Here is a 20,650-nt window from a genome sequence, read left to right as displayed (position 1 = left end):
GAACCGACGAACCTACCGACGTGCGACCCCGCGGACGGGCGAACCGGCCGAGCCCGTCCGACCCGCGGGGCCCGCCGGATCGCCCCGGCCGGCCCACCGGACGACCGCGCCGTCGTCCTGCCAGGGTCAAGACTGCCATGCCGGTACCGGCCGCCGCCCATCGGCACTCGGCACGGGGCACCACCCGGCCCGGACGCGGTGTCCGGGCCGGAAGCGGTGCCAGGTCAGGGCGTACGGGCGTGGGCGCGGCCGGTCAGGCCACGGTGGCCAGACGGCGGCGGGCGGACGGTCCGACCACCGCGTCCCAGCTGCCGCCGTCGGCCAGCCATTCCCTCAGCAGCCGGGCGAAGGCGGGTTCGGCGACGGCGAGTTCCACCACCCGGCGGTCGAAGTGGGCGGCTCCCTCGGGTCTGCGGCCCAGCAGCAGGCCGAGCCGGTGCACCAGGTCCCGGGTGAGCAGCGGGTGCCGCCCCCGGCAGCCCTCGGCGGCGGCGGTCAACAGGGCGTCCAGCACCACCGGGTCGCGTTCGGCGTCGAGCGCGAGGTCGAGCAGTTCCTGCCGCAGCGGCCGGGACGGGGGCGTGCCGGGGGCGGCGAACACCGGCACCAGCACACGGCGCACCTGCGGGGGGTGTGCCAGCAGCAGGTCGGCGACCAGCGGCAGCAGCACTCCCCGGGCGCCGGGGCCCCGTTCGAGCCGTGCGTCCAGGAAGCGGGCCGTGTCGGGCGCGGCTTCGGGGCGGCGGCGCAGGTGGTCCGCCACCAGGGCCGCGGCCCGGCGGGCGAACGTGGGGGCGTCGGCGGCGGCCAGTTCGGCGACGACGTCGGCCGCGCCCGGCGCGTCCGCCTCCCGCAGCCGGGCCTGGAAGGCGCGCAGGACGGGCTCGGGGTGGGTGCTCAGCGCGGCGCCGAGCACGGCCGGCGTCAGGTGCGGGTCCCCGGCGGCGAACCGCGGCAGCGCGGCGGGCAGGTGCCGGTCGCGGGTGGCCGGGTCCCGGAGCAGGATGCCGAGCGCGGCCCCGTGCACGGCGCCGTCCTGCGGGCGGGCCAGGATCTCCAGCGCGGCGCAGCGCAGCAGTTCGCGGTCCGCCGCGGTCCGCGCCGGGGCCGCCGCCCGCAGCCCGTAGGCCGCCGCGGCGACCCGCCGCCCGGGACGCGCGTCATGCGCCCAGCGGTCCACCGCCCGGCAGACCGCCGACGGCTCCTCGTCCGCGAGCTCCGCCAGCACCTGGTCGGCGGCCGGGTGGCCGGCGCTGACCAGTACCTCGGTGAGGTCGTCCAGGGCCAGGTGCCGGTAGGTGTGCAGGAGCGCCTGGGCGGCCGAGGTGACGGTGAGGCAGGGGGTGTCCGGGCCGGTCCCGGTCCGCAGTGGGCGGTCGTCGCCGAACCAGGCGCTCAGCGCGGGCATGGCCTCGGCGGGGCGGGCGCGCAGCAGGTCGGCGGCGGCGGTGAGGAAGCGGGGCCCGGGGCCGCCCGGCGGGGGGTCGGCGGGCAGCAGGAGGCGCAGGAGGTCCAGCCGGTCGGCGACGGGCAGCGGGAGAGCGGTCCAGAAGGCCGGGCCGAAGTGGCCGAGCGGGCCCATGGCGTCGGCGGTGAACCCGCCGCGGGCCACGGCCCGGACCACGACCCGCCCGGCCAGTTCCCTGAGCACGTCCGGGTCCGGGGCCCGGGTGAGCGTCTCGCGGACGAGGTGGGTGGCCCACCAGAGGGCGTCCGCCCGCCGCTCGGCCGGCCCGGACGGCCCGGCCCGGTCCGCGTCCGCACCGACCGCACCGGCGGGGCGGCCGGGGTGGGGGGCGGTGGTCCCGGCCGGCCTGAGCCGCTCCGCGCGGTCCGCGCCCGCCTGGCGGGGCACGCGGGGCACGCGGGGGTCCGGTGGCCGGCGGCCGGGCCGCGCCGCGCCGGCCGCGCGGCGGGCGCCCGGGTGCGGAATGGGCACGGTGTCCGCCTCGCGGTCCTGCTCCTGGGCGGGCGCGGCAGGTGGCAGCGGCGCCGCGAAGCGGGCCGGGAAGGGGGTGCGGCGGTCCAGGACCTGGAGGAGGTGGTGCAGGTGGGCCGCGCGGGCGGCCGGCGGGGCGGCCAGCAGGGCCTGGCGGACCGGGCCCGCCCGGTGGCGCGGGACGGGCAGGCCGCGCGGGTGGCCGGCCGGGGCGACCGGAGGGACCGGGGACGCCGGAGGAAGATGTCCGGCGCGGGCGGCCGGGCGGGACGGGAGGCGTACCGGGGCTTCCGGCAGCGCGCCGCTGGGGGCGAACCAGCGGTGGATGAGGGCGTGCAGCGCCGTGCCCAGGTCCAGGTGCAGCGACTGGAGCCAGTCGGCGACCTCCTCGTGCGCGAAGCGGTAGCCCGTCCCGGCCGGGACGAGCAGCCCTTCGGCGAGCACCGCGGACGCCCACCCGGTCCGCGACGGGAACAGCTCCTCGAACGCCTCCCGGTCCAGCCGGCCCTGCCCTGGTCCCAGGCACCGGCGGGCCGCTTCGTGCGCCTGCCCGGCCACCCGAGCGGCGAGCCGCCGGACCGCGCTCCCCCGGACGGCCGGCTGCGCGGCGGCGGCCAGCCGGACCGCGGTCCGCAGGCACACCAGGTCCAGGTGCGCCGAGAAGATCTCCGCGCGGGTGGGCGGCTCGCCCGCCGCGGCGTCGGCGGGCAGCGCCGCCCGTACCTCGGACAGCAGCCGCAGCGCCAGCGGGTGCGCCGCGTCGGCCGCCGCCAGCGAACCGGCGGGCAGCCCGTACCGTTCCCGGGCCCGTACCGCCTGTTCGCCCGTCAGTGCCCCGACCGGGACCCGGCAGGACGCTCCCGGGGGCGTCGACGCGGCGAGCTGCTCCCAGAGTTCGCCGCGGCAGGCGACGGCCAGCCGGGCGCCGGAGGTACGCAGCCAGCCGGCCGTGGCGGCGGTCCAGCCGGGCAGCGCGTGGGCCAGGACCGGCGGCATCTCCTCGGGCGCGTCGAGGATGACGAGCAGCGGCCGGCCGGCGGCGCGGGCGAGGCCGGCGACGGCGTCGGCGGCGGCGTGGAGCGGCTCGTGGGACCGGTCGGAGGCGGCGTCGGCGATCCGGGCGGCGGTGTGCAGCGCCCGCTCCACCGCGTCCTTGATCCCGCCGTCGCCCGGCCGCAGTTCGGCGCCGCGCAGCCACAGGGTGGGGGCGGGGTGCGCGCCGCGGGCGCGGCGGGCGGCGAGCCGGGCGAGTTCGGTGCTGCGGCCGGTGCCGGGATCGCCGACCAGGCCCAGTAGCAGCGGTGCGGCCTGCGCCGGGGCGGCCAGGAACTCCTGCACGGCGTCGGCGAGTTCGGGCCGGGGCAGCGGTTCGCGCCACTCGCCGGGCACCGCGGCCGAGCCCACCGTGACGCCGGTCAGCCGGAGGGCGCCGGCGAGGTTCAGGTGCGCACCGTGGGCGGGCACGGTCGCCGCGTTGCGGGCCAGTACCTCGGCCAGCGGGCCCGGCGCGTTCGCGGTACGCAGCGGTACGGCGAAGCCGCTCGCCCGGTGCCCGGCCCGCGGCGCGGTCGCCACCGAGGCCACCACCACGGCCAGCACCGCGCCGGTGGCCGCGTCGATCAGCGGCGCGCCGGACGTCTGCGCCCCCGCCCGGTTCAGGTCGGCACCGTCCAGGGCGAGTTCGTAGACCTCGTCGAGGAAGGGGAAGCGGTCGCAGGCGGTGGAGGTGACCGCCGTGGGGCCGACCACGGAGCCCTCGGCACGGTACGGCAGCCGGAGCCGTATCCGCCGGTCCGGGTGGGCGGGGCCGTGGGTGGCGACGGGCAGCGCCGGCAGGGTGAGCCCTTCGGTGGCGACCAGCGCCACCCCGTACCCGGGCAGCGGGGTGATCGCGTCGGCCTCGACCAGGCACACCTGGTCGCCGGGCGCGTGCAGGACCAGCCGGGCCAGGCCGTCGACCGCCTCGTGGCTGGTGATCACCGTGCCGTCGAGGTCGGCGAGGAAGCCGGTGCCCCGCGGCCGTCCGGCCAGGTCGCAGACCCGGACCAGCGCGTTGTCCCGTTCGCTTCCGCGCGCCGCCATCAGCACCTCCCCGCCGCCGCGCCCTGACCGCAGCGACCCGTTTCGTCCCGCTTCGACGGTAGGTGCCCGATGATCGTCCGCCTAGCGCGCGGACCGAAAGCGCCCCCTTGCGCCCCCTCGCTTCACTCCGAGCGCCTGGCCATTGGAGTGATTTCCGGGGTGCGGATGGATAGGGAGTGTCAGGGGGGTTGGAGGGGACCGTGGGACGGGGCCGTTCAGGGGACAGGCGGCTCCGTCGCACGGTGAACGGCGGCCCGCCGCCGCGCCCGGCCGGACGTCAGGGCGGCGGAGGCGGGCTTCCCCCGCCGGCCCCCCGCCTCCGTCCGGCGGGCGGGGGGCCGGCGGAGGCGGCTGCTACTGCGCGAAGCCCGCCACGATCCTCGCCTGCCCCCCGCTCTCCTCGACCAGGGCGAGGAACCGCCCGTCGGGCCCGAAGACCGCGTGCGGTCCGGCCGTGAGCGCGGGCGCCTCGATCCGTACGCCGTGCCCCAGCAGCCGGGCCTGGTCGGCTTCCACGTCCCAGCGGGGGAACGCGGCGGCGGCCGCCCGCTCGATCGGCAGCACGGCGAAGCCCTCCTCCAGCTGCTCCAGGGTGCGGGCGGCGTCCAGCCCGTAGGGCCCGACACGGGTGCGCCGCAGCGCCGTCAGATGGCCGCCGACGCCGAGGCCGGCGCCCAGGTCGCGGGCGAGCGCCCTGATGTAGGTGCCGGAGGAGCACACCACCGTGACGTCCAGGTCGATCACACCGGCCGGTTCGGCCGGCACCCGCAGATCGTGCACGGTGAAGGAGGAAACCGTCACCGGGCGGGCGGCCAGTTCGAACTCCTCGCCCTCCCGCACCCTGGTGTAGGACCGTACGCCGTTCACCTTGATCGCGCTGACCTTGGACGGCACCTGCCGGATGGGTCCGGTCAGGGCGGCGATCCCGGCGTCCACCGCCTCCCGGGTGACCGCGGTGGCCGGCGCCGACCCGGTGACCTCACCCTCGGCGTCGTCCGTCACGGTGCTCTGCCCGAGCCGGATGGTGGCGGTGTACTCCTTCTCGGTGAGCGCGAGGTGCCCGAGCAGCCGGGTGGCCTTCTCGACCCCGAGGATCAGCACGCCGGTCGCCATCGGGTCCAGGGTGCCCGCGTGCCCGACCCGCCGGGTCCCGGCCAGCCGCCGCATCCGCGACACCACGCCGTGCGAGGTGAGCCCCCCGGGCTTGTCCACGATCACCAGCCCGGAGGGGCCGTCCTTCTGCGCTCGGCTCATGCGGGCGACGAACCGTCCTCGTCGTCGTCCGCGGCGGCGGTCGCGTCCGCGTCCTCGTCGTCCGCCTCGTCGTCGGCCGGCTTGCGGTACGGGTCCGCGTCCCCCGCGTACGTCTTGTCGGTGGCGGTCTTGCGGACCTCCTCGTCGGCCGCGCGGGCCTTGGAGAGCAAATCCTCGATGGTGCGGGCGTTGTCCGGGAGGGCGTCGGCGACGAACGCCAGGCTCGGGGTGAAGCGCACGCCGGTCTGCCGGCCGACCTCGGAGCGCAGTACGCCCTTGGCGCTCTCCAGGGCGGCGGCGGAGGCGGCGCGCTCCTCGTCGTCCCCGTAGACCGTGTAGAAGACGGTCGCCTCCCGCAGGTCACCGGTGACCCGGGTGTCGGTGATCGTCACATACCCCAGCCGCGGGTCCTTGATCCGCCGCTGGAGGGTCTCGGCGACCACGACCCGGATGCGGTCCGCCAGCTTTCGCGCCCGCGCGGTGTCGGTCATCGTCTTCTTCTCTCTGCCTTCGGTTCGGCTGTCTCAGTCATCGTCACCGTGGATGCGCCGCCGTGCCGACAGCAGATCCACCTCGGGCCGGGCGGCCATCCAGCGTTCGCTCCGGTCGAGTACGTCCTTGATGTGTCCCAGGTCCCCGGAGACCACCGCGACGGCGATCTCGGCCCTGCGGTAGAGCTCCTGGTCCCCGGTCTCCGCCACGCTGACCTCGAACGTGCGGCGCAGCTCGGCGACGATCGGGCGGACCACGGACCTCTTCTCCTTCAGCGACCGTACGTCACCGAGCAGCAGGTCGAAACGCAGTGTGCCTACATACATGCGTGGGACGGTACAGGCGAAGGCCGGGGCCGATCGACGGAATTTGTCTCCGCCGACCGGCCCCGGACCGGTGTCACCTCAGCCGAGGTGCCGGATCAGCCGCGCGGCTTCTCCCGCATCTCGTAGGTGGCGATGACGTCGTCGATCTTGATGTCGTTGTAGTTACCGAGGTTGATACCGCCCTCATAACCCTCACGAATGTCGGTGACGTCGTCCTTGAAGCGGCGCAGCCCCTCGATGTTGAGGTTCTCCGCGATGACCTTGCCGTCGCGCAGCAGCCGCGCCTTGGTGTTGCGGCGCACCTCGCCGGAGCGGACCAGCACACCGGCGATGTTGCCGAGCTTGGAGGAGCGGAAGACCTCGCGGATCTCGGCGGTGCCGAGCTCCACCTCCTCGTACTCGGGCTTGAGCATGCCCTTGAGTGCCGCTTCGATCTCCTCGATGGCCTGGTAGATCACCGAGTAGTAGCGGACGTCGACCCCCTCGCGCTCGGCCATCTGCGCGGCACGGCCGGCCGCCCGGACGTTGAAGCCGATGACGATGGCGTCGGAGCCGGTCGCCAGGTCGATGTCCGACTCGGTGACCGCACCCACACCGCGGTGCAGGACGCGGATGTCGACCTCGTCGCCGACGTCGAGCTGCAGCAGCGAGGACTCCAGGGCCTCCACCGAACCGGACGCGTCGCCCTTGATGATGAGGTTGAGTTCCTGCACCAGGCCGGCCTTGAGCGCCTCGTCCAGGTTCTCCAGGGAGAACCGGACACCCTTGCGGGCGAAGCGGACGTTGCGCTCGCGGGCGGCACGCTTCTCGGCGATCTGCCGGGCGGTGCGGTCCTCGTCGACGACGATGAAGTTGTCGCCGGCGCCCGGGACGTTGGTCAGACCCAGGACCTGCACCGGGGTGGACGGACCGGCCTCCTCCAGGGTGTTGCCCTGGTCGTCGAGCATGGCGCGGACCCGGCCGTAGGCGTCGCCCACGACCATCGTCTCGCCGACCCGCAGGGTGCCGCGCTGCACCAGGACGGTCGCGGTCGCGCCGCGGCCCTTGTCCAGGTGCGCCTCGATCGCGATGCCCTGCGCGTCCTGCTCCGGGTTGGCCCGCAGGTCGAGTGAGGCGTCGGCGGTGAGGATCACGGCCTCCAGCAGGGAGTCGATGTGCAGACCCTGTTTGGCGGAGATGTCGACGAACATGGTGTCGCCGCCGTACTCCTCGGCCACCAGGCCGAACTCGGTGAGCTGGCCGCGCACCTTGGTCGGGTCGGCGCCCTCGACGTCGATCTTGTTGACCGCGACGACGATCGGCACGTCGGCCGCCTTCGCGTGGTTGAGCGCCTCGACCGTCTGCGGCATGACGCCGTCGTTGGCCGCGACGACCAGGATCGCGATGTCGGTGGACTTGGCGCCGCGGGCACGCATGGCGGTGAACGCCTCGTGGCCCGGGGTGTCGATGAAGGTGATGCGGCGCTCCTCGCCGTTCACCTCGGTCGCCACCTGGTAGGCACCGATGTGCTGGGTGATACCGCCGGCCTCGCCCGCGACCACGTTGGTCTTGCGGATCGCGTCGAGCAGGCGGGTCTTGCCGTGGTCGACGTGACCCATGACGGTGACCACCGGCGGGCGGGAGACCAGGGCCTCCTCGCCGCCTTCGTCCTCGCCGAACTCGATGTCGAAGGACTCGAGCAGCTCGCGGTCCTCCTCCTCCGGGCTGACGATCTCCAGCACGTAGTTCATCTCGCCGGCGAGCAGCTCCAGGGTGGAGTCGGACACCGACTGGGTGGCGGTGACCATCTCACCGAGGTTGAGCATCACCTGGACGAGCGACGCCGGGTTGGCGTTGATCTTCTCGGCGAAGTCGGTGAGCGAGGCACCGCGCGAGAGCCGCACGGTCTGGCCGTTGCCGCGGGGCAGCAGCACACCGCCCACGGACGGGGCCTGCATGGCCTCGTACTCCTGGCGCCGCTGGCGCTTGCTCTTGCGGCCGCGCGCCGGACGGCCGCCGGGGCCGCGACCGAACGCGCCCTGCGTGCCACCGCGGCCACCCGGGCCGCCGGGACGGCCGCCGAAACCGCCGGGACGGGGGCCGAAGCCGCCGCCACCGCCGGGCGCGCCACCGCCGCCACCGGGACGGGGACCGCCGAAGCCGCCACCGCCGCCACCGGGACGACCGCCGCCGCCCGGACCGGCCGGACGGCCGGCGAAGCCGCCACCGCCGCCACCGGGACGGGCGCCGGGACCGCCAGCGCCGCCCGGACGCCCGCCGGGACCGCTGGGACGGCCGCCGGGGCCACCACCAGGACGGCCGCCGGGAGAGGGCGCCGGACGCTGCGGCATCATGCCGGGGTTCGGACGCGGGCCCGAGGACTGCGGGCGCGGCATGCCGCCGGGCGACGGACGCGAACCGCCGGGACCGCCCTGGCCGCTGGGCGCGCCGGGACGCGGGGCACCACCGGGGCGCGGGGCGCCGCCGCCGGGACCCGCCGGACGCGGGGCACCGCCCTGACCGCCACCGGGACGACCCGCGCCGCCGGGGCGCGGCATACCGGTGGAACCGGACGTGAAGGGGTTGTTGCCCGGACGCGGACCCGCGGGACGCGAGCCGCCCGGACGGGGACCGCCCTGGCCCTGGCCGCTGGGCCGGGCACCGGGACGCTGGCCGTCACGGGGACCGCTCTCGCGGTGGCCGCCGTCCCGCTGACCGCCGTCCCGCTGACCGGGGCCGGCCGGCCGGGCCGGACGCGGGCCGGGGGTGGCGCCGGAGCGCGGACCGGCCGGAGCCGGGGGCGCGGACGGCGGCGCCTGGAACTCGGCCGCGGGCACCGGGGCCGCCGGAGCGGGCCGGGCCGGAGCAGCCGGAGCCGGCGTGGGCGCCGGGGCGGGAGCCGGCCGGGGGCCGGGCCGCGGGCCGGCGGCGGGTGCCGGGGCGGACGCGGAACCGCCCGCGGCCGGAGCCGCGGGGGTCACCGGACCGCCCGGACGGGCCGGGGCGGCGGGACGGGCCGGCGCACCCGGGGTGGGGGCCGGCGAAGAGCTGCCACCCGGGCGGGGGGCAGGGGAAGGCGTCGCCTTGCGCGGCGCCGAGGGCTTCGCAGCGGACTTGCCGGCGTTGCCACCGGGTCCCTGGAAAGCGTCGGTCAACTTGCGGACAACCGGCGCCTCGATCGTCGAGGACGCCGAACGGACGAATTCACCGAGTTCCTGGAGCTTGGCCATGACGACCTTGCTCTCGACTCCCATCTCCTTGGCGAGTTCGTATACCCGGACCTTAGCCACTTCGCTCCTTTTAGGTCCGGGGTGATCGTCCGCCGGACCGTCGCTACTTCATGGGCGTACTCATCGCGTACTCATCGAGTGCTCATCGCAATCTCGACCTACTTCCATCTCGCGAGGTACCTGACCGCACGGAGGTTCCCGTGCCGTTCGTTTCTTCCGTTCTTACGGGTTCTTACCGGCTGCCTGCTCGACATACCGGCGCAGTTCCGCGGTATCGGACGCCACCGGCCCCCTGAAGGACCGGGCGAACGCCCGGCGGCGGACCGCCAGGTCAAGACAGACAAGGTCAGGGTGCAGATACGCACCCCGACCGGGCAGCGTACCGCGAAGATCGGGAACACAGGTGTCCCCGCTCACCACCACACGCAGCAGATCGGTCTTGGGCGCTCGCTGACGGCAGCCGACGCAGGTTCGCTCCGGGCATGCTGGTTGCAGCGTCCGACCAGACACTCTTTAGTCTACCTCCCCGCACCGGGCTCACTCCTGCGAGTAAGCCGACGTACGGTTGTCCGTCGCGCCGCGACCGGACGAATCCGGCCAGCGGCGGGCCCCGGCCCGGTCCCCGGCGGGTCCCGGACGTCCTGGATGATCCCCCGGCGGACCGTCCCGGGCGGCGTCCGCCGGGCCGGGCCCGGGGCCGGTCCAGATCCGCCTCAGGTCCTGTTCAGTCCTGCGGCTGCTCGGTGTCGGGGCGGATGTCGATCCGCCAGCCGGTCAACCGGGCGGCGAGCCGGGCGTTCTGCCCTTCCTTGCCGATCGCCAGCGACAGCTGGTAGTCCGGCACGGTGACCCTGGCACTGCGGGCGCCCGCGTCCACCACCTCGACCTTGGAGACCCTGGCCGGGGACAGCGCGTTCGCCACCATCTCGGCCGGGTCGTCCGACCAGTCCACGATGTCGATCTTCTCACCGTTCAGCTCGGCCATCACCGCCCGCACCCGGGCGCCCATCGGGCCGATACAGGCGCCCTTGGGGTTCAGCCCGGACCGCGCGGAACGGACCGCGATCTTGCTGCGGTGCCCGGCCTCGCGGGCGATCGCCTCGATCACCACGGAACCGTCGGCAATCTCCGGGACCTCCAGCGCGAAGAGCTTCCTCACCAGGTTGGGATGGGTACGCGAAAGGGTGACGGACGGGCCCCGCACACCCTTGGCGACCCGCACCACGTAGCTGCGCAGCCTGGTGCCGTGCGCGTAGTCCTCACCGGGCACCTGCTCCTGCACCGGCAGGATGGCCTCCAGCTTGCCAATGTCGACCAGGACGTTCCTGGGGTCCTTGCCCTGCTGGACGACACCGGTCACGATGTCGCCCTCCCGCCCCGCGTACTCCCCGAAGGTGATGTCGTCCTCGGCGTCCCGCAGCCGCTGCAGAATCACCTGTTTGGCGGTGGAGGCGGCGATCCGGCCGAAACCGCTCGGCGTGTCGTCGAACTCGCGCGGCTCGGCGCCCTCCCCCGCCTCCTCCGGCTCCTCGGTGGCCCACACGGTCACGTGCCCGGACTGCCGGTCCAGCTCGACCCGCGCACGGCGGTGGCTGCCCGGCTCCCGGTGGTACGCGATGAGGAGCGCCGACTCGATGGCCTCGACCAACAGGTCGAACGAGATCTGCCGCTCCTGCACCAAGCCCCGCAGGGCCTTCATGTCGATGTCCACGGCTACGCCTCCTCGGCAGTCTCGTCGTCGGCCGCGGCCTCTTCGTCCTCGCCGTCGGCCTTGCGGTTGAACTCGACCTCGACCCGGGCCCGCTCGATCTCCGCGAAGTCCGCGCGGCCGGGCTTGGGCTTGCGGCCCTTCACACCGGGGACCTCCAGATCCAGGCCCGCGGCGTCCACCGTCATGATCCGCGCGATCAGCTCGCCGCGCTCCTTGAGGTGCAGCTTGACCAGGCGTCCGGTGTTACGCCGGAAGTGGCGCGGCTCGGTCAGCGGGCGGTCGGTGCCGGGTGAGGTCACCTCCAGCACGTACTCCGTCTCACCCATCGCGTCGGAGTCGTCGAGCGCCTCGGAGATCGCCCGGCTCACCTCGGCGACCGCGTCCAACTCCACGCCGTCCTCGGCGTCCACCACGACCACCAGCTGCCGCCGTTTCCCGGCGGCCGACACCTTGACGTCTTCCAGCTCCAGCCCCGCCTTCCCGGCAACGGGCTCAAGCAGCGCGCGCAGCCTCTCGCTCTGGGTGGTGCTCATCCGGGTGACTCCTCGGCCGCGTCTGCTGTTGTCATGGAAGATCACATGCAAGACCTCAAGGCTACCGGAGTCGGGCACCGCTTTTTGCCGCCGCTTCACCTCCGCGCGCTTCGACCCGGCGGAGGCGGGGCGGGCCGCAGGGAGATCGGTGCCCCAAGGGGGTGCCGTCGGGGGTATCGGCGCCGCGGGGGGGTGGCCGGTGGGGTGGGGGGCCGCTGGGGTGAGGGGGCTTTGGCGGGTGCCGTACGGCGCCACGCAGGGCACACCAACCCCGACCCGCACCCCCTGGGTGCCCTGACGCCCGACGGCACCCACCCTTGGGTACCGATACCGCCTGGGGTTCGCCGGTAGCCGGCGAGCCGAAGGGCGCGCCGGCGTCGAAAGGGACGAGGAGAAGGAAGCGACGAAGGAGCGACCGTACGACGAGGACCGTCGACACCGGATCGAAGCGCCCGGAGGCGAGAAGGCGGCAAAAAAAGGGGGGCGAGAAGGCGGCAAAAAAGACGCCCTAGACTCGCCGGCATGGTCCGGGAGGTGGCTCGGGTGAGCCGGCGGGGTGTGGTGGCGGTGGCGGCTGTCGGGGTCGTCGGTGGGTGTTCCGGGGGTGAGGGGGAGATACGGCGGGAGCCGGTCAGGCCCGCGCCCGGAGTGGTGGAGAGGACGGGGGCCGCGCGGGACAGTGCGGGGCTGCTGGCACGGTATGACGCGGCGCTGGCCGCGTATCCGGCGCTGGCGGGCCGGCTGGCGCCGTTGCGGGCGGAGGTGGCCCGGCATGTGACCGCGTTCGGCGGAAAGGCCGTGCCTCCCGCCGTGGGCGGCCCCGGGGGTGCGACGCCGACCGCGAGCGCGTCCCCCGCGCTCCGCGCGGAGAACCCGTCCGCCGCCGACGCGCTCGGCGCGCTCGCCGCCGCGGAGCGGGAGTTGGCGGACCGGCGGGCGAGGGCGCTGCTGGGCGTGCCGGGGGAGCTGGCGCGGCTGTTGGCGTCGGTCGCGGCGGCCGGCGCGGGACATGTCGTGCTGCTGGGCGCGGGGGCGGAGAAGACATGAGCGGCACAGGCGGTACCGGCACGGTGCTGGCCGCGGCGCAGGCCGCACTCGCCGCGGAGCACGCGGCGGTGTACGGGTACGGCGTGGTCGGCGGGCAGGTCGCCGCGTCGCGGGAGGCGCAGGCGCGGCAGGCGTACGACGCGCACCGGGCCGGCCGGGACGCGCTGAGCCGGACGGTCACCGGTCTGGGCGGCAGGCCGGTGGCCGCGGCGGCGGGTTACGAGCTGCCCTTCGTGGTCGCGGACGCCGCGGACGCGGTGCGGCTGGCGGCGTACCTGGAGAACCGGGTGGCCGGGGCGTACGGCGATCTGGTGCGGGCCGCGAGCGGCGGGACACGGCGGGACGCGGCCGCCGGGATGCGGGCGGCGGCGGTGCGGGCCGTGCGCTGGAGCGGCGGGAGCGTGGCCTTCCCCGGGCTGGCGGAACGCCTCTGACCAGTTTGTCGGCCTGTCCGGACGGCGCGGAGCCCGCCGTGCCGCCGCGGTCGGGCGGGCCGCGTGGCACGCAGGGAGCGCACGGCGACGGGCTCGGCGGCGCGGGGCCGCGCCGGGTGGCCCGGGAACCGCCCGAGCGGCCGGCCCGGCGCCCGGGTCCGTACCGCGGTCATTCGACCCGTTCGGCCGGTGCGGCCTGCCCCGGACGGAGCAGTGGCAGCGGCGCGCCCATCACCGCGTAGGGGCGGCCCGCGCTCGGGAAGTGCACCGGGCGGGCCAGGTCGCGGTAGCCGAGGTCGCGGTAGAGGCGGCGGGCGGGGCTCTCGCCGTCGATGGCGGACAGGATGCTGCGGGGCTCGGTGGCGGTGTCGGTGATGCCGGTGATCAGGCGGCGGCCGATGCCGCGCTGCTGGAAGTCGGGCAGCACGTGCAGTTCGGTGATGACGAAGGAGTCGTCCAGCCAGCCGTCGTTGCCCCGCTCGCGCAGATACGGCTGGACGATGCTCGACCACCAGTGGCCGCGGTCGTTGGGCAGGCCGTAGACGAAGCCGACCAGCCGGCCGTCGGCACCGAAGGCGCCGAGCGCCCGGGCCCCGGTGCAGCCCAGGTGGCGCAGCACGATCTGCCGCCTGATGGCCACCTCGTCGGGGCCGAGCCCGAACGCCACCGCTTGTACCGCCAGCGCCTCGTCCACCCGCGGCGCCAGGTCGCAGGGGGCGATCACCACGTTCTCCATGAGCCGCGACCCTATCGGTCCGTCAGAACAACACGCTCATGAAGGCACCGACTTCGGTGAAGCCGACCCGGCGGTAGGCGGCGCGGGCCGGGGCGTTGAAGTCGTTGACGTAAAGGCTGGCGACCGGGGCGACGTCGCGCAGGGCGTAGTGCAGGACGGCTGCCATACCGGTCTCGGACAGGCCGCGGCCGCGGTGCGAGGGGGCCACCCAGACGCCCTGGATCTGGCAGGTGTGCCGGGTGACGGCGCCGATCTCCGCTTTGAAGACCACCTTGCCGTCCTCGATCCGGGCGAAGGCGCGGCCGGTGGAGACGAGTTCGGCGACCCTGGCCTGGTAGAGCAGTCCGCCGTCGCCGGCCAGCGGGGAGACGCCGACCTCCTCGGTGAACATCGCCACGCAGGCCGGCATGAGGACGTCCATCTCGTCGCGGCGGACCCGCCGGACCAGCGGGTCGGGGCCGACGTCGGCGGGCAGCGCACGGGTGGTCATCAGCGGCTGCCGGGGGCGTACCTCGCGGGCCGGGCCCCAGTGGGGCTCCAGCCGCGCCCACAGGTCGGCGGTGGCCTCGGCCGGGCCGACGATGGACGAGCAGCGGCGGCCGGCCCGCCGGGCGCGCTCGCCGAACGCGGCGATCGCCTCCGGGGTGGCGCAGATGGGTACCAGGTTGGCGCCCGCGTAGCACATGGAGGTGAGTTTCCCGGCGCTGTACCAGCCCCACATCTCGCCGCCGAGCCGCCAGGGGTCGAGCCCGGCCACGTTGACGCGGGAGGTGACGAAGGCGTTGGCCACCGGGTCTCGGGCGAGGACGGCGAGGGCCGCGTCGAGGTCGCCGGGGTCGAGCACTCGGGCAGTCGGGTGGGTCAACATGGAAGCGCCTCACCGTGCGGGCCGCGGACGACGGCGGGGAAGGACTCCGGAACCTTACCGCGCGGCTGCGTGCCGTGCCCCGCGCCCGGTGCCGGGTACGCGGAGCACGGCTGGAACCGGGCGGTCAGGAGACGCTCACCTGCGGTTCGCCGGACGCGATACCGGCGGCCTCCATCTGCTCGGCGAGCTTCATCGCCTCGTCGATCAGGGTCTCGACGATCTTGGACTCGGGAACGGTCGCGATGACCTCGCCCTTGACGAAGATCTGGCCCTTGCCGTTGCCGGAGGCGACCCCGAGGTCGGCCTCGCGGGCCTCGCCGGGGCCGTTGACGACGCAGCCCATGACGGCCACGCGCAGCGGCACCTCCATGCCCTCAAGGCCGGCGGACACCTGGTTGGCGAGCTTGTAGACGTCGACCTGGGCGCGCCCGCAGGAGGGGCAGGAGACGATCTCCAGGCGGCGCTGGCGCAGGTTCAGCGACTCCAGGATCTGGATGCCGACCTTGACCTCCTCGGCCGGCGGCGCGGACAGCGAGACGCGGATGGTGTCGCCGATGCCCTCGGCGAGCAGCGCGCCGAAGGCGACCGCGGACTTGATGGTGCCCTGGAAGGCGGGGCCGGCCTCGGTGACGCCGAGGTGCAGCGGGTAGTCGCACTGCTGGGCCAGCAGCCGGTAGGCGTTGACCATGATCACCGGGTCGTTGTGCTTGACCGAGATCTTGATGTCGCGGAAGTCGTGCTCCTCGAAGAGCGACGCCTCCCACAGCGCGGACTCGGCCAGCGCCTCGGGGGTGGCCTTGCCGTACTTCTCCAGCAGCCGGCGGTCCAGCGAACCGGCGTTGACCCCGATGCGGATGGGGACGTGGGCGGCCGAGGCGGCCTTGGCGATCTCCTTGACCTTGTCGTCGAACTGCTTGATGTTGCCGGGGTTGACCCGGACCGCGGCGCAGCCGGCGTCGATCGCGGCGAACACGTACTTCGGTTGGAAGTGGATGTCGGCGATGACGGGGATCTGCGACTTCCTGGCGATGGTCGCGAGCGCGTCCGCGTCGTCCTGGGTCGGGCAGGCGACCCGGACGATCTGGCAGCCGGAGGCGGTCAGCTCGGCGATCTGCTGCAGGGTCGCCCCGATGTCAGACGTCCTGGTGGTGGTCATCGACTGGACGGAGACCGGTGCGTCGCCGCCCACAGCGACGCTTCCGACCTGGATCTGACGGCTTTTGCGGCGGTCGGCGAGTTTGGTCGGAACATCCGGCATACCGAGCGAAATCGCGGTCATCTGCGTGGCATCCCCAAGGTTGGAACGAGGTCCCGTCGTGGGCGGGTACGTGCTTCGAGGTTACGGCACCACGCCCACGACTCTCACCCGCCCCGGGGCATTACGTACTGAGTTTGACCGGGTTCACCACGTCCGCGATCAGGACCAGCAGCGTGAAGGACACGAAGATCCCCGCCACGACGTAAGCGACCGGCATCAGCTTGGCGACGTCGAAGGGCCCGGGGTCGGGCTTGCGGAACACCCGGGCGGTGTGCCTGCGGACCGCCTCCCACAGCGCGCCGGCGATGTGGCCGCCGTCCAGCGGCAGCAGCGGCAGCATGTTGAACAGGAACAGCGACAGGTTGAAGCCGGCCACCAGCATCACCATGGTGGCGACCCGGTCGATGGCGGGCTCCTTCAGGGAGAACACCTCGCCGCCGACGCGGGCGGCGCCGACCACGCCCATCGGGGAGTCGGCCTTGCGCGGAGCCCCGTTGAAGGCCGCGTTCCACAGGTCGGGGATGCGCTGCGGCAGCCGTACCAGGGAGTCGACGCCCTGCCGGGCCATCTGGCCCATGTGGTCGACGGAGTCGGTGAAGGCGAGCGGCTCGATGCGGCTGGCCGGGCTGAAGCCGAGGAAGCCGGCCTTGACGGTCTGCCCCTCCACCGGGTTCCCGTCGCCGTCGGTCCTGGCGACGACGTTGGTGGTGATCGTCGGGCGCAGGGTGACGCGTTTGCCGTCGCGCTCGACGACGACGACCGCGGCGCCGGCGCCCTTGCGGATGTCCCTGGACAGCTGCGCCCAGTTCCGCACCGGCTGCCCGTTGAACTCCACGAACCTGTCGCCTGCCTTGAATCCGGCGGTCTTGGCGGGCGCCACCGGGTCGCTGGGCCGGCAGGGGTTGGCGGCGTCGCGCTCGGCGGTGTCGGCCTGGGAGATCACGCAGTCGCTGACCTGGCCGACGACGGTGGTCTGCCGGCTGATGCCGATGCCCATGAAGACGCCCAGCGCCAGCGCGAAGGCCAGGATGAGGTTCATGAAGGGCCCGGCGAACATCACGATGACGCGCTTCCAGGGTTTGCGCGTGTAGAACAGCCGGTTCTCGTCGCCGGGCTTGAGCTCCTCGAACGCGGCCGAGCGGGCGTCCTCGATCATGCTGCGCCACGGCGAGGTGGAGCGGGCGGTGATCCGGCCGTCCTCGCCGGGCGGGAACATGCCGATCATCCGGATGTAGCCGCCGAGCGGGACGGCCTTGAAGCCGTACTCGGTCTCGCCCCTCTTGCGGGACCACAGGGTGGGGCCGAAGCCCACCATGTACTGGGGCACCCGGATCTTGAAGAGCTTGGCGGTCGAGAGGTGGCCCAGCTCGTGCCAGGCGATGGAGACCATCAGGCCCACGGCGAAGACGACTATGCCGAGGACCGTCATGAGAGCCGTCATACGCCTGCTGCCTCCGATGCCTGTGCCAGTTCCGCGGCCCGGGCACGGGCCCAGACCTCCGCTTGGAGTACGTCCGCGACCGTCAGCCGGGGTCCCGGCACGGGGGCGCCGTGCTCCTCGACCACGCGGGCGACGGTGTCCACGATCCCGGTGAACGACAGCCGGCCGGCGCGGAACGCGTCGACGCATTCCTCGTTGGCCGCGTTGAACACCGCGGGCGCGGTGCCTCCGAGGCTACCCACATGACGGGCCAGGGCGACCGCCGGGAACGCGTCGTCGTCGAGCGGAAAGAACTCCCAGGTGGCTGCTTTCGTCCAGTCGCAGCCGGGGGCCGCGTCCGGTACCCGGTCAGGCCAGCCGAGGCCGAGGGCGATCGGCATCCGCATGTCGGGGGGGCTCACCTGGGCCAGCGTGGAGCCGTCGGTGAATTCCACCATCGAGTGAACGTAGGACTGCGGATGGACCACCACTTCGATGCGGTCGAAGGGGATGTCGTACAGCAGGTGGGCCTCGATGACCTCCAGGCCCTTGTTCACCAGGTTCGCCGAGTTGATGGTGATGATCGGGCCCATGTCCCAGGTCGGGTGGGCAAGGGCCTGGGCGAGGGTGACGCCGGCCAGTTCGGCGCGGGTCCGGCCGCGGAACGGGCCGCCGGAGGCGGTGACGACCAGTTTGCGGACCTCGCCGCGGCTGCCGCCGAGCAGCGCCTGGAAGAGGGCGGAGTGCTCGGAGTCGACCGGGACGATCTGGCCGGGCTTGGCGAGGGCCTTCACCAGCGGGCCGCCGACGATCAGCGACTCCTTGTTGGCGAGGATGAGCACCCGGTCGGCCTCCAGCGCGGCCAGGGTGGGGCGCAGGCCGATGGAGCCGGTGATGCCGTTGAGCACCGAGTGGCACTCCAGGGCGGCGGCCTGGGTGGCGGCGTCGGGGCCGGCCAGGATCTCGGGCTGCCGGTCGGTGCCGTAGTGCCTGCCGAGCGCCTCCCGCAGCGGTGCGACCGCGGCCGGGTCGGCGACGGCGACGGTGTGCACGCCGAGGGCGCGGGCCTGCTCGGCGAGCAGTTCGACCCGGCCGCCCGCCGCCGACAGCGCGACCACCCGGAACCGGTCGGGGTTGCGGCGGACCACGTCGATCGCCTGGGTGCCGATCGAGCCGGTGGAGCCGAGGATCACGATGTCCCGGGGACCGCCGCCGGGTTCCGGCGTGACGTGCGGGCGGTAGTGGGGGTCTGCGAGAGCGTCCGTCATGGGGGTCATTGTGTCGTGTCGGGGCTGTGGCCGGTGTACGGGGCGGCCGTGCGGGCCGTGGCGGGCTGCGCGGACCCGGTGCCGCCCGGCGGTCCCGCCCGCCCGGGGGCCGGGCGGGCGGGACCACGGGGGGCCGGGCGGTCAGTGCACCGACCGGTGCACGTCGTCCTTCCCGGACGGGCCGGGGGCGGCGTCGGCGATCCACGGGCCCTGGAGGGTGTCGGCCGTGATGCCCTCTTCCAGCCAGGTCAGCGAGCCGGACATGACGGCCTCGGTCAGCCGGTGGTCCGAGCCGTCGGTGTTGGTCCACAGCCGGGCGAAGAGTTCGTCGGTACGGACCCGGGACTGCCGGCAGAAGGCGTCGGCGAGCCGGCGGGCGTCCTGGCCGTGGCCGCCGGTGGCGGCCAGGTGCTCGGCGCGTACGCAGGTGGCGCTCATCGCGAAGAGCTCGGCGCCGATGTCCACGATCCTGGCCAGGAAGTTCTGCTTGGTCTCCAGCCGGCCCTGCCAGCGGGACATGGCGTAGAAGGTGCTGCGGGCCAGCTTGCGGGAGCTGCGCTCCACGTACCGCAGATGCCCGGCCAGCGGCCCGAACTCGGCGTAGGCGTTCGGCAGCCGGCCGGGGCCGGCGACCAGTTTCGGCAGCCAGCGGGCGTAGAAGCCTCCCGCGCGGGCGCCGGCCCTGGCCTTGTCGGACAGGCTGGTGTCCGGGTCGATGAGGTCGCCGGCCACCGACAGGTGGGCGTCCACCGCCTCCCGCGCGATCAGCAGGTGCATGATCTCCGTGGAGCCCTCGAAGATCCGGTTGATCCGCAGGTCCCGCAGCAGCTGCTCGGCCGGTACCGCCCGCTCGCCGCGCGCCGCCAGCGAATCGGCGGTCTCGAAGCCCCGGCCGCCGCGGATCTGCACCAGCTCGTCGGCCATCAGCCAGGACGCCTCGGAGCCGAAGAGCTTGGCCAGCGCGGCCTCGATCCGGATGTCGTTGCGGTCCTCGTCGGCCATCTGCGAGGACAGGTCCACCACCGCCTCCAGAGCGAAGGTGGTGGCCGCGATGAAGGCGATCTTGGCGCCGACCGCCTCGTGCGCGGCGACCGGCCTGCCCCACTGCTCGCGGGCCGCCGACCACTCCCGGGCCACCCGCAGGCACCACTTGCCGGCGCCGACGCAGGCCGCGGGCAGCGAGAGGCGGCCGGTGTTGAGGGTGGTCAGCGCGATCTTCAGCCCGGCGCCCTCCCGGCCGATCCGGTTGGCCGCGGGCACCCGGACCCGGTGGAAGCGGGTGACGCCGTTCTCGATGCCGCGCAGGCCCATGAAGGCGTTGCGGTTCTCCACCGTGACACCGTCGGAGCCGGCCTCCACCACGAAGGCGGTGATGCCGCCCTGGTGGCCGGGCGACTCGGGCACCCGGGCCATCACCACCAGCAGGTCGGCGACGACCCCGTTGGTGGTCCACAGCTTCACGCCGTCCAGGACGTAGTCGTCGCCGTCCGGTACGGCGCTGGTGGCGAGCCGGGCCGGGTCGGAGCCGACGTCCGGCTCGGTGAGCAGGAAGGCGCTGATGTCGGTACGGGCGCAGCGCGGCAGGAACTCCTTCTTCTGCCGCTCGGTGCCGAACATCTTCAGCGGCTGCGGTACGCCGATCGACTGATGGGCCGACAGCATCGCGCCGATGGCGGCGCTGGCGGTGCCGACCAGGGCCAGCGCCTTGTTGTAGTACACCTGGGTGAGGCCGAGGCCGCCGTACGCCTCGTCGATCTTCATGCCGAAGGCGCCGAGCTCCTTCAGGCCGCGGATGGTCTCGTCCGGGATGCGGGCCTCCCGCTCGATGCGCGGCCCGTCCACCCGGGTCTCGCAGAACTCGCGGAGCCGTTCGAGGAACGCCTCCCCCTTGGCGACCGCCTCGGGGGCGGGCTGGGGGTGCGGGTGGATGAGGTCGAGACGGAAACGGCCGAGGAACAGCTCCTTGGCGAAGCTGGGCTTGTGCCAGTCCTGTTCCCTGGCGGCCTCCGCCACCTGCCGGGCTTCGCGCTCCGAGACGTTGCGTACTGCGGCGGGTGCGGACACGGTTGCGTC

Annotated in this window: 16 protein-coding genes; 2 read left to right on the top strand and 14 right to left on the bottom strand. The window is 74.3% G+C overall.

The genetic code is table 11. The annotated features are described in order from the left end of the window. Positions 1-253: 253 nt before the first annotated feature. The 8 genes from RLT57_RS24290 to rimP form a co-directional block, all read right to left on the bottom strand. The gene (locus RLT57_RS24290) at positions 254-4,021 is read right to left on the bottom strand and encodes a serine protease (RefSeq protein WP_311299390.1); all 3,768 of its coding nucleotides are present in this window, start codon (positions 4,019-4,021) and stop codon (positions 254-256) included. Between the two features lie 354 nt (positions 4,022-4,375). Continuing rightward, entirely contained in the window at positions 4,376-5,275 is a 900-nt protein-coding gene (gene truB, locus RLT57_RS24285; RefSeq protein ID WP_311299389.1) for a tRNA pseudouridine(55) synthase TruB, read from the bottom strand. Further along, the gene (rbfA, locus tag RLT57_RS24280) at positions 5,272-5,766 is read right to left on the bottom strand and encodes a 30S ribosome-binding factor RbfA (protein ID WP_311299388.1); all 495 of its coding nucleotides are present in this window, start codon (positions 5,764-5,766) and stop codon (positions 5,272-5,274) included. The genes truB and rbfA overlap by 4 nt, the downstream gene beginning before the upstream one ends. A 33-nt stretch (positions 5,767-5,799) precedes the next feature. Continuing rightward, a complete protein-coding gene (locus RLT57_RS24275) occupies positions 5,800-6,093 on the bottom strand; it encodes a DUF503 domain-containing protein (RefSeq protein WP_311299387.1) in 294 nt (97 codons plus the stop codon). 95 nt (positions 6,094-6,188) lie between these two features. Then, entirely contained in the window at positions 6,189-9,362 is a 3,174-nt protein-coding gene (gene infB / locus RLT57_RS24270) for a translation initiation factor IF-2 (protein WP_311299386.1), read from the bottom strand. Positions 9,363-9,524: 162 nt separating this feature from the next. Further along, positions 9,525-9,812 (bottom strand): YlxR family protein, encoded by a 288-nt coding sequence (locus RLT57_RS24265; protein ID WP_311299385.1) that lies wholly within the window; start codon positions 9,810-9,812, stop codon positions 9,525-9,527. Positions 9,813-10,026: 214 nt separating this feature from the next. Further along, the gene (gene nusA / locus RLT57_RS24260) at positions 10,027-11,013 is read right to left on the bottom strand and encodes a transcription termination factor NusA (RefSeq protein ID WP_311299384.1); all 987 of its coding nucleotides are present in this window, start codon (positions 11,011-11,013) and stop codon (positions 10,027-10,029) included. A 2-nt stretch (positions 11,014-11,015) separates the two neighbouring features. Further along, positions 11,016-11,546 carry a ribosome maturation factor RimP gene (gene rimP / locus RLT57_RS24255; RefSeq protein ID WP_311299383.1) on the bottom strand — a complete coding sequence of 177 codons (531 nt, stop codon included), beginning with the start codon at positions 11,544-11,546 and terminating at the stop codon, positions 11,016-11,018. Positions 11,547-12,197: 651 nt separating this feature from the next. On the opposite strand from rimP, the gene RLT57_RS24250 reads away from it, so the two are divergent. Together RLT57_RS24250 and RLT57_RS24245 are read left to right on the top strand one after the other, a co-directional pair. After that, complete coding sequence (locus RLT57_RS24250; RefSeq protein WP_311299382.1) at positions 12,198-12,593, top strand: hypothetical protein; 396 nt, start codon at positions 12,198-12,200, stop codon at positions 12,591-12,593. Beyond that, positions 12,590-13,027, top strand: coding sequence for a ferritin-like domain-containing protein (locus RLT57_RS24245; protein ID WP_311299381.1), 438 nt, complete (start codon positions 12,590-12,592; stop codon positions 13,025-13,027). The genes RLT57_RS24250 and RLT57_RS24245 overlap by 4 nt, the downstream gene beginning before the upstream one ends. A 169-nt stretch (positions 13,028-13,196) precedes the next feature. On the opposite strand, the gene RLT57_RS24240 is transcribed toward RLT57_RS24245, so the two are convergent. From RLT57_RS24240 to RLT57_RS24215, 6 genes are all read right to left on the bottom strand, one after another. Continuing rightward, on the bottom strand, positions 13,197-13,763 hold the full coding sequence (locus RLT57_RS24240) for a GNAT family N-acetyltransferase (RefSeq protein ID WP_311299380.1): 567 nt from the start codon (positions 13,761-13,763) through the stop codon (positions 13,197-13,199). 22 nt (positions 13,764-13,785) lie between these two features. Next, on the bottom strand, positions 13,786-14,631 hold the full coding sequence (locus RLT57_RS24235; protein ID WP_311299379.1) for a GNAT family N-acetyltransferase: 846 nt from the start codon (positions 14,629-14,631) through the stop codon (positions 13,786-13,788). Between the two features lie 124 nt (positions 14,632-14,755). Further along, positions 14,756-15,910, bottom strand: a complete 1,155-nt coding sequence (gene ispG, locus RLT57_RS24230) for a flavodoxin-dependent (E)-4-hydroxy-3-methylbut-2-enyl-diphosphate synthase (protein WP_311299378.1) — start codon at positions 15,908-15,910, stop codon at positions 14,756-14,758. Positions 15,911-16,010: 100 nt separating this feature from the next. Then, on the bottom strand, positions 16,011-17,330 hold the full coding sequence (locus RLT57_RS24225) for a M50 family metallopeptidase (RefSeq protein ID WP_311299377.1): 1,320 nt from the start codon (positions 17,328-17,330) through the stop codon (positions 16,011-16,013). Next, positions 17,327-18,577 carry a 1-deoxy-D-xylulose-5-phosphate reductoisomerase gene (gene dxr, locus RLT57_RS24220; protein ID WP_311299376.1) on the bottom strand — a complete coding sequence of 417 codons (1,251 nt, stop codon included), beginning with the start codon at positions 18,575-18,577 and terminating at the stop codon, positions 17,327-17,329. Before dxr ends, RLT57_RS24225 begins: the two co-directional genes overlap by 4 nt. A 141-nt stretch (positions 18,578-18,718) precedes the next feature. Continuing rightward, positions 18,719-20,641 (bottom strand): acyl-CoA dehydrogenase family protein, encoded by a 1,923-nt coding sequence (locus RLT57_RS24215; protein ID WP_311299375.1) that lies wholly within the window; start codon positions 20,639-20,641, stop codon positions 18,719-18,721. Between the last annotated feature and the right edge of the window lie 9 nt (positions 20,642-20,650).

Source organism: Streptomyces sp. ITFR-21, assembly GCF_031844685.1.
Taxonomy (GTDB): Bacteria; Actinomycetota; Actinomycetes; order Streptomycetales; family Streptomycetaceae; genus Actinacidiphila.
Note: the sequence above shows the minus strand (reverse complement) of the source record. Positions and strands in the feature narration are given on the sequence as shown.

Excerpts from the sequence above, each read along its gene's own strand:
- RLT57_RS24290 (WP_311299390.1), bottom strand. The coding sequence starts at position 4,021 with ATGGCGGCGCGCGGAAGCGAACGGGACAACGCGCTGGTCCGGGTCTGC.
- truB (WP_311299389.1), bottom strand. The coding sequence starts at position 5,275 with ATGAGCCGAGCGCAGAAGGACGGCCCCTCCGGGCTGGTGATCGTGGAC.
- rbfA (WP_311299388.1), bottom strand. The coding sequence starts at position 5,766 with ATGACCGACACCGCGCGGGCGCGAAAGCTGGCGGACCGCATCCGGGTC.
- RLT57_RS24275 (WP_311299387.1), bottom strand. The coding sequence starts at position 6,093 with ATGTATGTAGGCACACTGCGTTTCGACCTGCTGCTCGGTGACGTACGG.
- rimP (WP_311299383.1), bottom strand. The coding sequence starts at position 11,546 with ATGAGCACCACCCAGAGCGAGAGGCTGCGCGCGCTGCTTGAGCCCGTT.
- RLT57_RS24245 (WP_311299381.1), top strand. The coding sequence starts at position 12,590 with ATGAGCGGCACAGGCGGTACCGGCACGGTGCTGGCCGCGGCGCAGGCC.
- RLT57_RS24240 (WP_311299380.1), bottom strand. The coding sequence starts at position 13,763 with ATGGAGAACGTGGTGATCGCCCCCTGCGACCTGGCGCCGCGGGTGGAC.
- RLT57_RS24235 (WP_311299379.1), bottom strand. The coding sequence starts at position 14,631 with ATGTTGACCCACCCGACTGCCCGAGTGCTCGACCCCGGCGACCTCGAC.
- ispG (WP_311299378.1), bottom strand. The coding sequence starts at position 15,910 with ATGACCGCGATTTCGCTCGGTATGCCGGATGTTCCGACCAAACTCGCC.
- RLT57_RS24225 (WP_311299377.1), bottom strand. The coding sequence starts at position 17,330 with ATGACGGCTCTCATGACGGTCCTCGGCATAGTCGTCTTCGCCGTGGGC.
- dxr (WP_311299376.1), bottom strand. The coding sequence starts at position 18,577 with ATGACGGACGCTCTCGCAGACCCCCACTACCGCCCGCACGTCACGCCG.